At 68.9% G+C, this 12943-nt stretch carries 10 protein-coding genes, 1 tRNA gene and 1 riboswitch; of the genes, 3 read left to right on the top strand and 8 right to left on the bottom strand.

What is annotated here, in order from left to right:
- Window positions 1-3: 3 nt before the first annotated feature.
- From rsmH to AB6A69_RS00210, 4 genes are all read right to left on the bottom strand, one after another.
- Complete coding sequence (rsmH, locus tag AB6A69_RS00225; protein WP_371059191.1) at window positions 4-996, bottom strand: 16S rRNA (cytosine(1402)-N(4))-methyltransferase RsmH; 993 nt, start codon at window positions 994-996, stop codon at window positions 4-6.
- Between the two features lie 3 nt (window positions 997-999).
- The gene (gene mraZ, locus AB6A69_RS00220; RefSeq protein ID WP_371059190.1) at window positions 1000-1518 is read right to left on the bottom strand and encodes a division/cell wall cluster transcriptional repressor MraZ; all 519 of its coding nucleotides are present in this window, start codon (window positions 1516-1518) and stop codon (window positions 1000-1002) included.
- A 1113-nt stretch (window positions 1519-2631) separates the two neighbouring features.
- On the bottom strand, window positions 2632-2916 hold the full coding sequence (locus AB6A69_RS00215) for a hypothetical protein (protein ID WP_371059189.1): 285 nt from the start codon (window positions 2914-2916) through the stop codon (window positions 2632-2634).
- A gap of 151 nt (window positions 2917-3067) precedes the next feature.
- Window positions 3068-3271, bottom strand: a riboswitch (cobalamin riboswitch).
- Window positions 3272-3340: 69 nt separating this feature from the next.
- The gene (locus tag AB6A69_RS00210) at window positions 3341-5680 is read right to left on the bottom strand and encodes an ATP-dependent helicase (RefSeq protein ID WP_371059188.1); all 2340 of its coding nucleotides are present in this window, start codon (window positions 5678-5680) and stop codon (window positions 3341-3343) included.
- A gap of 113 nt (window positions 5681-5793) precedes the next feature.
- Here AB6A69_RS00210 and AB6A69_RS00205 point away from each other — a divergent pair, with 113 nt between their 5' ends.
- Entirely contained in the window at window positions 5794-6945 is a 1152-nt protein-coding gene (locus AB6A69_RS00205; RefSeq protein ID WP_371059187.1) for an alpha-hydroxy acid oxidase, read from the top strand.
- On the opposite strand, the gene AB6A69_RS00200 is transcribed toward AB6A69_RS00205, so the two are convergent.
- The gene (locus AB6A69_RS00200) at window positions 6909-7412 is read right to left on the bottom strand and encodes a BLUF domain-containing protein (RefSeq protein ID WP_371059186.1); all 504 of its coding nucleotides are present in this window, start codon (window positions 7410-7412) and stop codon (window positions 6909-6911) included. The genes AB6A69_RS00205 and AB6A69_RS00200 overlap by 37 nt on opposite strands.
- A 144-nt stretch (window positions 7413-7556) precedes the next feature.
- On the opposite strand from AB6A69_RS00200, the gene AB6A69_RS00195 reads away from it, so the two are divergent.
- A complete protein-coding gene (locus AB6A69_RS00195) occupies window positions 7557-11009 on the top strand; it encodes a pyruvate carboxylase (protein WP_371059185.1) in 3453 nt (1150 codons plus the stop codon).
- 130 nt (window positions 11010-11139) lie between these two features.
- Here the strand turns inward: AB6A69_RS00195 and AB6A69_RS00190 are convergent, their stop codons facing one another.
- Complete coding sequence (locus AB6A69_RS00190; RefSeq protein ID WP_371059184.1) at window positions 11140-11802, bottom strand: 2OG-Fe(II) oxygenase; 663 nt, start codon at window positions 11800-11802, stop codon at window positions 11140-11142.
- A 47-nt stretch (window positions 11803-11849) separates the two neighbouring features.
- The gene (locus AB6A69_RS00185) at window positions 11850-12305 is read right to left on the bottom strand and encodes a redoxin domain-containing protein (protein ID WP_371059183.1); all 456 of its coding nucleotides are present in this window, start codon (window positions 12303-12305) and stop codon (window positions 11850-11852) included.
- Window positions 12306-12475: 170 nt separating this feature from the next.
- On the opposite strand from AB6A69_RS00185, the gene AB6A69_RS00180 reads away from it, so the two are divergent.
- Window positions 12476-12550, top strand: a tRNA-Gly gene (locus tag AB6A69_RS00180).
- A gap of 97 nt (window positions 12551-12647) precedes the next feature.
- On the opposite strand, the gene AB6A69_RS00175 is transcribed toward AB6A69_RS00180, so the two are convergent.
- Entirely contained in the window at window positions 12648-12887 is a 240-nt protein-coding gene (locus tag AB6A69_RS00175) for an Lrp/AsnC ligand binding domain-containing protein (RefSeq protein ID WP_371059182.1), read from the bottom strand.
- Window positions 12888-12943: the final 56 nt, after the last annotated feature.

The raw sequence follows: 12943 nt of genomic DNA, 5'->3' as shown, positions 1-12943 counted from the left end.
GGTCTATCCTTTCACGACCGGCATGCCGATCCGGGCGGGATCGGGGGCGCCCGCGGGCGCATCGGTGCGGCGCGCCACCCGAAGCCGGGCCGAACGCGCGCGGGGGTTGCGGGCAAGCTCCTCCGCGTCGGGGCCGACCGCCTTGCGCGTGAGGATCTCGAAGCGCGCACGCTCGGGGGTGCCCGCCGGCGCGAAACGATTGGCCGCGCCGGTGGAGCCCGCCCGCGCCTGGAAAAAGCGCTTCACCATCCGGTCCTCGATGGAATGGAAGGTCACCACGGCGAGCGCGCCGCCGGGCGCAAGCGCGCGCTCGGCGGCGACGAGACCTTGGAACAGCTCCCCGAACTCGTCGTTCACGGCGATCCTGAGCGCCTGGAAACTGCGGGTGGCGGGGTGCGCCTGCCCCGGCTTCGCCCGCGGAAGGCAGGATTCGACGACGCGGGCGAGATCGAGCGTCGTCTCGATCGGCGCCTCGGCGCGCGCACGCAGGATGGCGCGGGCGATGCGCCGGCTCGCGCGCTCCTCGCCGTAGAGAAAGAGGATGTCGGCCAGCTCCCTCTCGGAGGCGGCGTTCACGATATCGGCCGCGGTCGGGCCCTCCCGCCCCATGCGCATGTCGAGCGGCCCCTCCTTCTGGAAGGAAAAGCCGCGCTCGGCGCGGTCGAGCTGCATCGACGAGACGCCAAGGTCGAGCACCACGCCGGCGAGGTCGCTGCCGTAATCATCGAGCCTCGAGAAGACGTCCTCGACCATCTCCAGACGGTCGCCATAGGCGCCGGCCCATCCCGCCGCGAGTTCGAAGGCGAGCGGATCGCGATCCATCGCGACGACCTTGTCCGCGCCCGCCTCCAGCAGCGCGCGGGCATAGCCGCCCGCACCGAAGGTGCCGTCGAGCCAGACGCCGCGCACCGGCGCCACGAGATCGAGAAGCGGGCCGAGCAGGACCGGAACATGGGGCGGCGCGGAGCTCGGGGCGGACGCGGCCGGGCAGGTCATGGCCTACGCCCCCGCCGGGCCGCCGGGCTGCGGATCGTCCAGCAGCATCAGCGGGTCGAAATCCTCGGGCAGCTCGTCGAGCCAGGCTTCGGTCCGCGCCAGCTCTTCGGCGTCGTAGGTCTCGGGCTTCCAGATCTGGAACGTGTCGCCGGCGGCGATGAAGAACGCCTCGCCCTCGAGCCCGATCTTCTGGCGCAGCTTCGCCGGCAGGACGAGGCGGCCGGTCTCGTCCACGTTGGTGGGATAGCTCTGGCCGTGGAAGAGGCGTTGCAGCATCTTGCGCTGCATCGAGCCGCGCGGCATCGCGTCGATCTTCTCGTCGACCTCGGCGATCGCCTCCATGGTGTAGCATTCGAGGTAATTGCGGCGGTGGTCGCCGTAGACGATCACCAGTTCGGGGTTGAGCCCATCGGTCCAGTTCGGGTCGGCGGCCTCGAGCACGCGGCGGAACGAGGCCGGGATCGACACCCGGCCCTTCCCGTCCACCTTGTTGCGGCTCTCGCCTCTGAACCTGCGGCCCACTGTCCCTACCGCCCTTTCAACCTTCGCCCCCGAAGGCCCGGCGCCTTACGAAAACGGCGGATCGAGCTGCTGCCAAAGCCCGATCCGCCGCCCTCGTCCCGTCGCCGGGGTGTCCGGTTGCGCGCGCCACCTGGGGGGATGTCTGCTCGCCCGCGCACCGGATCTCTCTTTCACGATGAAAGCGGGGTGCCTGTATGAAACCTGACTTTTTATGGGAGCCTTGTTCGGGGTTCTTTTCCGCCCCTTCGTCCCGTCCCTCATCGTGAGAAAAGGGATGCCATGGGAATTCATGGAAATCAACAAGTTTTTGTGGGACGACAGGCAACCGCAGACGTGTCAGCGCCTTGCATGAGCGGCTTTTGCCATGCTCCCGCGGGACTGAAATACAATATATATGACCGTCTCTGAAAACTGCTCCATATATGGTGCGAATTTCCGGACTCCCTTTTTGGCCCATGATTTCCCACCCGTATCCAGAAAACTGTCGCGTCGCCGAAGATCCGTCGCCCGGCCCGGGCGAATCGCTCGCCGGGCGCGAGTCGGGCGTTCCGGCATTCCGCCGGATGCCATCGACGGGAAATGAGCGGGCGTCGCCGTGCACAGGCCGCCCATCTTCCAGGCAAGCCCGGGCGCAGCGTGGGCAGGCGAGCCCAAGCGTTCACGAAGCGCACAAGGAACGGGCAGAGCTGCCCGGAAAAGGTCAGTATGTCATATGCATTTGCCGCATAGCAGCATTGAGCCGCCGGCTATTGTGCAAGCGCAGCATAAACGTATCTTTGGAAGGAACGCGGCGCAGGCTGACGCCAACACGCAAGGCAGGCGCCCGCAGACATACGGATCAGGAAACCCTCTCCTCCTCCCTGGGTTTTCTGAAAACTGGCGGCGGCATCTCTCCTCCTCCCCGATGCCGCCGCACCTTATACGACGCAGCCCGTCGCCCTCGGGTGCGGGATGCGGACACAGGATCGAAGCGCCCCCTCTCCTCCTCCCTGGGGCCTTCGAAATCGAAACGGCGGCGCCTTCCTCCTCCTCCCGGGCGTCGCCGTTTCTCTTTCCCAAGCTTCGAAAAACGGGATGTCCCGTGATTTCCCGTCGCGGCGCGGCGCCTGCGCGTCAGTGCAGCGCGCGACGGCGTCCGCGCGCCCCGCCCCGGCGAGTCGCGCCCACGACGCTCGGCCGCGTCGCCTGTTCCAGAAACTCCAGGAAGGCCGCCGCGGCGGCGCTGGGCGCCTCGGGCGGGTCGAGCCCGTCGAGCGCCCGGCTCGCCGCCTGCTGCGGGCTGGCGTCCGGCGGCAGGGCAAAAACCCATTCGAGGAACCCGAGCCGCGCGGCCTGCTCGGCCGCGTCGCCCTCTCGCGAGAGCCTTTGCAGCCCGTCCATGATCGCCAGCGCCGTCATTTGCGCCCTGCCCGCCGGCCTGCGCGGCCCGTCCGGTCAACCATCTCTCATCTCCCGGGCCGCGCCCCGCGGCCATTGGAGCGGATGACTGGAAGAGCGGGACAGCACCGCGGCGGCGCCGCACGACGTCCCCGCCCACACCGCCACCCGCGGTTCGACGTCATGCCAGGGCTGGTTTCCGGGCTCGGGGCGGGTGGGGCCGGTGGCCCCGCGCCAGGCGCCTTCCCGGGAGCGGTCCCAGTGGCATTGCCTGTCGCATCCCGCCCTCACCGTTGCGGGGGCAGCGCCGGGGTCTCACCGGCTTCCCAATTCTCCGCGACGCACGCGCCGCGGCACCCTGACACGACCGAGCGTAGCCGATTCCCCGTCAGGCGAAAGCGATTTTCACGCCCGGCCGGACGTTGCGCCGGTCGCGCGGATTGGCTCAGAACGGGACGTCGTCGGCGCCGGTGACGTAGCGGGCGACCACTTTCTTGTCGCCCGCCTTCTCGAAGGCGACCTCGAGCTTGTCGCCCTCGATGCCCTTGATTGTCCCGTAGCCGAACTTCTGGTGGAAAACGCGATCACCCACGCTGTGGGCGCTGACCGCTTCGAGGTCGATCACCTGCCCGCGCGTCTCGCGCGGCTGGCTGACCGGGCGCGCGCCGGCGCGCTCCTGCATCCGGCGCCAGCCGGGAGAGTTGTAGGCGTTGGCCTCGGCCGCGCGGCGCTCGATGCCCGCCGTGGCCGCGGCACCGTAGCCGCCCCCGTAAAGCCCCGGCGGCGTCAGAACCTCGACATGCTCCTCCGGCAGCTCGTCGATGAAGCGCGAGGGCATCTGCGACTGCCACTGGCCGAAGACGCGCCGGTTGCCGGCGAAGGAAATCGTGCAGAGCTCGCCCGCGCGGGTGATGCCGACATAGGCGAGGCGGCGTTCCTCCTCGAGGCCCTTGAGGCCCTGCTCGTCCATGGACCGCTGCGAGGGGAAAAGCCCGTCCTCCCAGCCCGGCAGGAAGACGGCCGGGAACTCCAGCCCCTTGGCGGCATGCAGCGTCATCACCGAGACCTTCTCGCCCTCGGCGCCCGCCTCGTTGTCCATGATGAGGCTCACATGCTCCAGGAAGCCGGTGAGGTTCTCGAACTCCTCGAGCGCCTTGACGAGTTCCTTGAGGTTGTCGAGACGCCCCGGCGCCTCGGGCGTCTTGTCCTTCTGCCACATGCCCGTGTAGCCCGACTCGTCGAGAACGATTTCCGCAAGCTCGACGTGGCTGAGGCCGGGATCGCCCGCCATCCGGCCCCACCTGTCGAGCCCGTCGAGAAGCTTCGCAAGCTCCGCCGCGCCCTTGCCCGAGAGCCCCTTCTCGGCCAGCAGCGCCCGCGCGCCCTCCAGAAGGCTCACGCCCCGGGCCCGCGCCGCGGCGCGGATCTTCTGCTGGGCCTTGTCGCCGAGCCCGCGCTTGGGCGTGTTCACGATCCGCTCGAAGGCCAGATCGTCCGCGGGCGAGACGACGAGCCGGAAATAGGCCATCGCGTCGCGGATCTCCATCCGCTCGTAGAAGCGCGGCCCGCCGATCACGCGGTAGGGCAGGCCGATGGTCAGGAACCGGTCCTCGAAGGCGCGCATCTGGTGGGAGGCGCGCACGAGGATCGCGATCTCGTCGAGCGAGAAGGGCCGCATCCCCCGCGTGCCGCCCTGCATCGCCTCGATCTCCTCGCCGATCCAGCGCGCCTCCTCCTCGCCGTCCCAGTGCCCGATGAGGCGGACCTTCTCGCCCGCCTCGGCCTCGGTCCAGAGCGTCTTGCCGAGCCGCCCCTCGTTGGCGGCGATCACGCCCGACGCGGCGGCGAGAATATGCGGGGTCGAGCGGTAGTTCTGCTCCAGCCGGACGACCTTCGCGCCGGGGAAATCCGTCTCGAAGCGCAGGATGTTGCCCACCTCCGCACCGCGCCAGCCATAGATCGACTGGTCGTCGTCGCCCACGCAGCAGATGTTGTGGTGACCGCCGGCCAGTAGCCGCAGCCAGAGATACTGCGCGACGTTGGTGTCCTGGTACTCGTCCACGAGGATGTAGCGGAACCAGCGGCGGTATCGCTCGAGCACGTCGTCATGGGTCTGGAAGATGGTGACGACATGGAGAAGCAGGTCGCCGAAATCGACCGCGTTCAGCTCCTTCAGGCGGGCCTGGTACTGAGCGTAGAGCTCGACGCCGCGGCGATTGTAGGCACCGGCCTCCGAGGCGGGCACGCGCTCGGGCGTCCAGGCGCGGTTCTTCCAGTGATCGATGATCCCGGCGAGCTGGCGCGCGGGCCAGCGCTTCTCGTCGATCCCCTCGGCCGCGACGAGCTGCTTGAGGAGGCGAAGCTGGTCGTCGGTGTCGAGGATCGTGAACGACGGCTTGAGCCCCGCAAGCTCCGCATGGCGGCGCAGCAGCTTGACGCAGATCGCGTGGAAGGTGCCGAGCCAGGGCACCCCCTCCACCGCGTGGCCGAGAAGGCGCGCCACGCGGTCCTTCATCTCGCGCGCGGCCTTGTTGGTGAAGGTCACGGCCAGGATCTCGTCCGGGCGCGCGCGGCCGGTGTTGAGAAGATGCGCGATGCGCGTGGTCAACGCCTTGGTCTTGCCCGTGCCCGCGCCCGCCAGCATCAGCACGGGCCCGTCGAGCGCCTCCACCGCGGCGCGCTGCGCGGCGTTCAGCTCGTGAAGATAGGGCGCAGGCCGCGCGGCCATGGCACGGGCGGACAGCGAGGCCGCCTCGAAGGCGTCGGCGTCGTCGAAACTGCTCATGGCGCGCAATCTAGCGCAGCCGGCGGCGGGTTTAAAGAATTGTTCGGCGTATGTTCCGCCCGCGGCGCGGGCCGCGCCCGCGTGCTGGACAATCCCCCGCCGCTGACGGAAACATGCTGCCGATGACCCTCGACGCACGCTTCCCCGCCATCTCGGACCTTCGTGCCCGCGCCCGCGCGCGGCTGCCCCGCTTCGTCTGGGAATATCTCGACAGCGCCACCGGCGCGGAGGCCACGCAGGCGCGCAACCGCGCCGCGCTCGACCGGGTCGTGCTGCGTCCCTCCATCCTGCACGGCGAGATCGCGCCGGATCTTTCCGTCGAGCTTCTGGGCCGCCGCCACGCCCTGCCCTTCGGCGTCGCGCCGGTGGGGATGTCGGGCCTGATCTGGCCCGGGGCGGAACGCAGGCTCGCCGCCGCCGCGGCGGAGGCGGGTCTGCCCTACACGCTGTCCACCGTCGCCACCGCCACCCCCGAGGAGGTCGGGCCCGAGGCCGGGGAGAACGGCTGGTTCCAGCTCTATCCGCCGCGCGACGAGGACATCCGCCGCGACATGCTGCGGCGCGCCCGGGCGGCGGGGTTCCGCACGCTGGTGCTGACCGTTGACGTCCCGGTGGCAAGCCGGCGCGAGCGCCAGACGCGCTCTGGCCTGACGAACCCGCCGCGCCTTACCCCGCGGCTGGCGTTGCAGGTGGCCGCGCGGCCGGCCTGGGCGCTCGCCACCGCGCGGGCGGGGATGCCCCGGATGCGAACGCTCGATCCCTACAAGGAGGGTCTCGCCTCGGGCGCGCTGCCCTCGAACGCGCATGTGGGCTACCTTCTGCGCACCTCGCCCGACCGCGACTACCTGCGCTGGCTGCGGGACAACTGGGAGGGGCCGCTCGTCGTCAAGGGCGTGCTGGGCGCCGAGGACGCCGCCATGCTTCAGGCCGAGGGCGCGGACGCGATCTGGGTGTCGAACCATGCCGGCCGGCAGTTCGACGCCGCGCCCGCCACGATCGAGGCGCTGCCCGCGATCCGCGCGGCCACGAAGCTGCCGGTGATCCTCGACGGGGGCGTCGAGGGCGGGCTCGACATGCTGCGCGCCATCGCGCTCGGCGCGGATTTCGTGATGATGGGACGGCCCTGGCACTACGCGATCGCCGCGCTGGGGGCGGATGGCCCGACGCATCTGGTGGACTTGCTGCGCAAGGATCTGGAGGCCAACATGGGCCAGCTCGGCGCGCGCGATTACGGCGCGCTGCCATCGCGCCTGGTGCGCGACTGACCCGTCAGGCCCTCTGCCCGCAACTCGCGCCCGGCCTCGTATCCCAGCGAGCGGAAGCCGGCGAGGAAGGTCTGGATCAGGCGGTCGATCCGGGGCTCGCCGGACACCTCGCCGCGCTGTGCCAGCTTCGCCAGGTCGAGCGCCGAGTCGCGGCATGTGCCCGGCAGGCTGTCGAGCCGGGCGAAGCCCATCCGCCAATGGGGAAAGGCGCGCTCTGGCTCGGCGCCCGCGCGCAGCGTGACCAGCCCGTGATGGCGGGGATCGCGGCCGATCCGCGCGAAGCAGGCGCGCACCACCGTCTCCTCGCCCTCGAGCACCTGGAAGTAGCTTCCCTCGTGCAGCAGCAGCAGGCCGGTAATGTCGGCCACCGTGTTGTTGCGCCGCGAGGCGGCGAGGATATCCGACACCTCGTCGGCGGAGGGCTGGCCGCCGCGTGCCGTGCTCCAGTAGAGATAGCGAAAGATCATATGGCGCACCCGGCGACGTGACGCCGCAAACGAACCAGACGCGAGTTGACAACGGGTAAAAATCCACCGGCGCGATCACGCCGAGTTTACGAAGCGCGGGATTGTGCCTAGACATCGCATAGCGAACGCAAAGGGACAGCGCCGATGACCGACTTCCGCAAGATCCTGGTCGCCAACAGGGGCGAGATCGCGATTCGCGTGCTGCGCGCGGCCAACGAGATGGGCAAACGCACCGTCGCGATCTTCGCCGAGGAAGACAAGCTGTCGCTCCACCGCTTCAAGGCGGACGAAGCCTACCGCATCGGCGAGGGTCTGGGACCGGTGCAGGCCTACCTGTCGATCCCCGAGATCATCCGCGTGGCGAAGGAGTGCGGCGCCGACGCGATCCACCCGGGCTATGGCCTGCTGTCCGAGAACCCGGATTTCGTGGATGCCTGCGACGCCGCGGGCATCGCCTTCATCGGGCCGCGGGCCGAGACCATGCGCCAGCTCGGCGACAAGGCCAGCGCGCGGCGCGTGGCGATCGAGGCCGGCGTGCCGGTGATCCCCGCCACCGAGGTGCTGGGCGACGACATGGCGGCGATCCGCCGCGAGGCCGAGGACATCGGCTATCCGCTCATGCTGAAGGCCAGCTGGGGCGGCGGCGGGCGCGGGATGCGCCCCATCAGCGGCCCCGACGAGCTGGAAGAGAAGGTGCTGGAGGGCCGGCGCGAGGCCGAGGCCGCCTTCGGCAACGGCGAAGGCTACCTCGAGAAGATGATCACCCGCGCCCGCCACGTCGAGGTGCAGATCCTCGGCGACACGCAGGGCAACATCTATCACCTCTTCGAGCGCGACTGCTCGGTCCAGCGGCGCAACCAGAAGGTCGTGGAGCGCGCGCCCGCCCCCTACCTGAGCGAGGAGCAGCGCGCCGAGCTGTGCGAACTCGGCCGCAAGATCTGCGCCCATGTGAACTACGAGTGCGCCGGCACCGTCGAGTTCCTTATGGACATGGACACCGGCAATTTCTACTTCATCGAGGTCAACCCCCGCATCCAGGTCGAGCATACCGTGACCGAGGAGGTCACGGGCATCGACATCGTGCGGGCGCAGATCCTGATCGCCGAGGGCAAGTCGCTCTCCGAGGCGACCGGGATGCCGAGCCAGGGCGACATCGCGCTCAACGGCCACGCGCTTCAGACCCGGATCACCACGGAAGATCCGCAGAACAACTTCATCCCCGACTACGGGCGCATCACCGCCTACCGCTCGGCCACGGGCATGGGCATCCGCCTCGACGGCGGCACGGCCTATGCGGGCGGCGTCATCACCCGCTACTACGATTCGCTGCTGGTGAAGGTCACCGCCTGGGCGCCCACGCCGGACCAGGCCATCGCGCGAATGGACCGGGCTCTGCGCGAGTTCCGAATCCGCGGCGTGGCCACGAACATCGCCTTCGTCGAGAACCTGCTCAAGCACCCGAAATTCCTGTCGAACGAATACACGACCCGTTTCATCGACGAGACCGCGGAGCTGTTCCAGTTTCCCAAGCGCAAGGACCGCGGCACGCGCGTGCTGACCTACATCGCGGACATCACGGTGAACGGTCACCCCGAGACGAAGGGCCGCCCGCGCCCACCCGCCGACGTGAAGGATCCGCGCCCGCCGAAGCTGCGTGCCGAGACGCCACCGCCCGGCACCAAGACGCTGCTGGAGGAGAAGGGGCCGCAGGCGGTGGCCGACTGGATGGCGGCGCAGACGAAGCTGCTCGTCACCGACACGACGATGCGCGACGCCCACCAGTCGCTGCTGGCCACGAGGATGCGCTCGCTCGACATGGTCAAGGTGGCGCCGGCCTACGCCCACAACCTGCCGCAGCTTTTCAGCGTCGAGTGCTGGGGCGGGGCCACCTTCGACGTGGCCTACCGCTTCCTGCAGGAATGTCCCTGGCAGCGGCTGCGCGACCTGCGTGAGCGGATGCCCAACATCATGACGCAGATGCTGCTCCGCGGCGCGAACGGGGTGGGCTACACGAACTATCCCGACAACGTGGTGCGCGAGTTCGTGCGCCAGGCCGCCGCCTCGGGCGTGGATGTGTTCCGTGTCTTCGACAGCCTGAACTGGGTCGAGAACATGCGCGTGGCGATGGATGCGGTGTGCGAGAACGACCGCGTCTGCGAGGGCGCGATCTGCTACACCGGCAACATCCTCGATCCCGACCGGTCGAAATACGACCTGAAATACTACGTCGAGATGGGCAAGGCGCTGCGCGACGCGGGCGCGCATGTGCTGGGGCTGAAGGACATGGCGGGGCTTCTGAAACCGGCCGCCGCGCGCACGCTCTTCAAGGCGCTCAAGGAAGAGGTGGGGCTGCCCATCCACTTCCACACCCACGACACCGCCGGCATCGCCTGCGGCACGATCCTCGCCGCCGCCGAGACCGGGGTGGACGCGGTGGACTGCGCGATGGACGCGCTTTCCGGGAATACGAGCCAGGCCACGCTCGGCACCATCGTGGAGGCGCTGGCCTTCACCGATCGCGACACCGGCATCGACATCGACGCGGTGCGCGAGATCTCCAACTACTGGGAGGCGGTGCGCCTGCACTACACGGCGTTCGAATCGGGCCTGCAGTCGCCCGCCTCCGAGGTCTACCTGCACGAGATGCCGGGCGGGCAGTTCACCAACCTCAAGGCGCAGGCGCGCTCGCTCGGGCTCGAGGAGCGCTGGCACGAGATCGCCCACGCCTATGCGGAGGTGAACCAGATGTTCGGCGACATCGTGAAGGTCACGCCGTCGTCGAAGGTGGTGGGCGACATGGCGCTGATGATGGTCAGCCAGCACCTGACCCGCGCCGATGTCGAGAACCCGGAGAAGGAGGTGAGCTTTCCCGACTCGGTCATCGACATGATGCGCGGCAATCTCGGCCAGCCCCCGGGCGGCTTTCCCGAGGCGATCGTGAAGAAGGTTCTCAAGAACGAGCGCCCCAACACGGAGCGCCCGGGCGCCCATCTTCCGCCGGAGGATCTGGAGGCCAAGCGCCGGGAGTTGTCGGACAAGCTCGACGGGCGCGAGTTCGACGACGAGGACCTCAACGGCTACCTGATGTATCCCAGGGTGTTCCTCGACTACGCAGAGCGGCACGACCTTTACGGCCCCGTGCGCACCTTGCCCACGCGCACCTTCTTCTACGGCATGGAGCCGGGCGAGGAGGTCACCGCCGAGATCGATCCCGGCAAGACGCTCGAGGTCCGCCTGCAGGCCGTGGGCGAGACCCATGACGACGGCGAGGTCCGCGTCTTCTTCGAGCTGAACGGCCAGCCGCGCGTGGTGCGCGTGCCCGACCGCATGGTGAAGTCGCAGACGGCCCAGCGCCCGAAGGCCGAGCCGGGCAACGCGGCCCATGTGGCCGCCCCCATGCCCGGCGTCGTGGCGAGCGTGAGCGTGAGCGCGGGCCAGAAGGTGGCCGAGGGCGATCTGCTGCTCACCATCGAGGCGATGAAGATGGAGACCGGGCTCCACGCCGAGCGGGATGCGACGGTGAAGACCGTGCACGTCCAGCCCGGAGGCCAGATCGACGCCAAGGATCTTCTGGTGGAATACGAAGCCGAGGAGTGACCGGGTCGCACCGTCGCCCGGCATCGGCCCTGCCGCGGACGCGCGGTGCGGCCGCCTCGTCCCCGGTGCGGGATCGGGCGCGCGCAGAAGGGCCCATCATCGGGCCGCCGGCCGTGCCGGATGCCGCGCGTCAGGCGCCTTCGGCCGTGCTGGGCACCGGGGACGCGTCTTGCGCCGCCCCGCGATACTGGCCGACGTTCTCGCCGAGATGGGCGTTGTTGGCCTCGCGGATGCGCGCGGCGGCATCGTCGTAGAGGAAGGGCAGGAAGGCGTAGCGCCGCCCGCTCGTGACCGGCGAGACCTTGTGAAGAAGCGAGCACGAGAAGACCACCGCCCCACCGGCGGGCGCCTTGAAGCCGCGCGGGCCGTATTCGGGAAAGCTGACCCGGCCGCCCTCGAAATCGTCGTTCAGGTTGACCGACACCGCGAAACGGCGATGCGCCGTGCCTTTCGTCGTGTTGTCCCGGTGGGCCGAGAAATGCCCGCCCTCGGAGGCGTCGTAGCAGGATACGATGTAACGCTCCATGCGTGTGACCTGGAACTGGTGCACCTTGAAGATTTCCGGCACGACGCGCCGCACGAACCGCGCGCGCAGCGCGTCGCTGAGCCGCCGATCCTCGATCAGGTAATCGCGCCGTCGCTTGTGACTGGCATCGTGAAGGGCCACCGTCTTGCCGTCGACGTCGCGCATGAAGCCCGACTCCTGCCCGCCGTTGCGCTCGTAAAGCTGGATGAGGTGGCGGCACAGCTCGGGTTCGAACACGTTGGGAAGAACGAGGACGGGCGCCGGCACCTCGAAGCCGGCGAAACGTTCGGGCGGCGGCAGGGTGTCGAGGAAGGTCAGAAGCCGGGGATGTCTTGCTGGTCCTGGCCGAAGGGGATGCGCGCGAGCACGCGCATCGTGGGGTCTATCACCAGCCAGAACCGGCGATGCGGCACGCCCTCGGGCCCCGCCTTCGCGTCGGGCGGCACCGCGCCGTAAAGCTTGCTGACCGCGAGATCGAAATCCCAGAAGACCCTGTAGCCCGGGATCCGGTTGTCGATCCGCACGGCGGTCTCGTCGCCGGGATCCACGGAGACCGCGAAGAAACAGGCGGTATTGTCGTCGAAGAAACCGGGCCGCTCGGCCACGGCGCGCAGCGCGGCCTGGGCATGGGCGTCCCCGGCGGAGCCGAGGAAGCAGAGCACGAGGTAGCGCCCCGCCGCCGTGTCGAACGCGAATTGCGGGTTGGAGGGCGTGCGCTGCCGGAACCAGGGCGCCGGATCACCCGGCAGAAGATCGATCGCGGTGTCCATCATGTCACCCCCGCTCAGGAACGCTCCGAATACTTGACGCAGCGTCATCATAGCCGGCGATCGTGCGCGTGTGAAGTAATGGAAGAGTGGCGTGGGGAAACACTCTCTTTCCCGAAATTTCCCCTTGCAGCGCGCGGCGCGTTTGACTATCCCACGCCTCACCCAAGGATGCGGGCGTAGCTCAGGGGTAGAGCATTACCTTGCCAAGGTAAGGGTCGTGAGTTCGAATCTCATCGCCCGCTCCAATTTCAACAGATCGACACTGACCGGACCGGCCGCGGGCCGCACCGTGTCGTGGAAGGATGCGCGCGGGGGCGATCCCCGGCCGAAGACGGGCGCGGATCAGAACGCCTTGAAGGTCAGCGTGGTCAGCGACCGCTCTATCCCCTCGATATCGAGAAGGCGGTCGTTGATGTACTTGCCCACGTCCTCGCCCTCCGGGATGTAGAGCTTCATGAGCAGATCGTATTCCCCGCTGGTGGAATAGAGTTCGGAGTGGAGTTCGCGCAGCGCGATGTCCTCGGCGACGCGATAGGTGCTGCCGGGCTTGCAGCGGATCTGGATGAAGACGCAGGTGCTCATCGGGGCCTCTCCTGTGGGAGCGCCGAGGCTGGCACAGCCGCCACGCCGGCACAATC

It is taken from the genome of Rhodosalinus sp. 5P4, from assembly GCF_041365695.1.
Lineage (GTDB): Bacteria > Pseudomonadota > Alphaproteobacteria > Rhodobacterales > Rhodobacteraceae > Rhodosalinus.
Note: the sequence above shows the minus strand (reverse complement) of the source record. Positions and strands in the feature narration are given on the sequence as shown.

Coding starts and splice junctions, on each gene's coding strand:
- AB6A69_RS00200 (WP_371059186.1), bottom strand. CDS start 7,412: ATGATCTTTCGCTATCTCTACTGGAGCACGGCACGCGGCGGCCAGCCC.
- AB6A69_RS00185 (WP_371059183.1), bottom strand. CDS start 12,305: ATGGACACCGCGATCGATCTTCTGCCGGGTGATCCGGCGCCCTGGTTC.
- AB6A69_RS00215 (WP_371059189.1), bottom strand. CDS start 2,916: ATGACGGCGCTGGCGATCATGGACGGGCTGCAAAGGCTCTCGCGAGAG.
- AB6A69_RS00195 (WP_371059185.1), top strand. CDS start 7,557: ATGACCGACTTCCGCAAGATCCTGGTCGCCAACAGGGGCGAGATCGCG.
- AB6A69_RS00210 (WP_371059188.1), bottom strand. CDS start 5,680: ATGAGCAGTTTCGACGACGCCGACGCCTTCGAGGCGGCCTCGCTGTCC.
- rsmH (WP_371059191.1), bottom strand. CDS start 996: ATGACCTGCCCGGCCGCGTCCGCCCCGAGCTCCGCGCCGCCCCATGTT.
- AB6A69_RS00205 (WP_371059187.1), top strand. CDS start 5,794: ATGCTGCCGATGACCCTCGACGCACGCTTCCCCGCCATCTCGGACCTT.
- AB6A69_RS00175 (WP_371059182.1), bottom strand. CDS start 12,887: ATGAGCACCTGCGTCTTCATCCAGATCCGCTGCAAGCCCGGCAGCACC.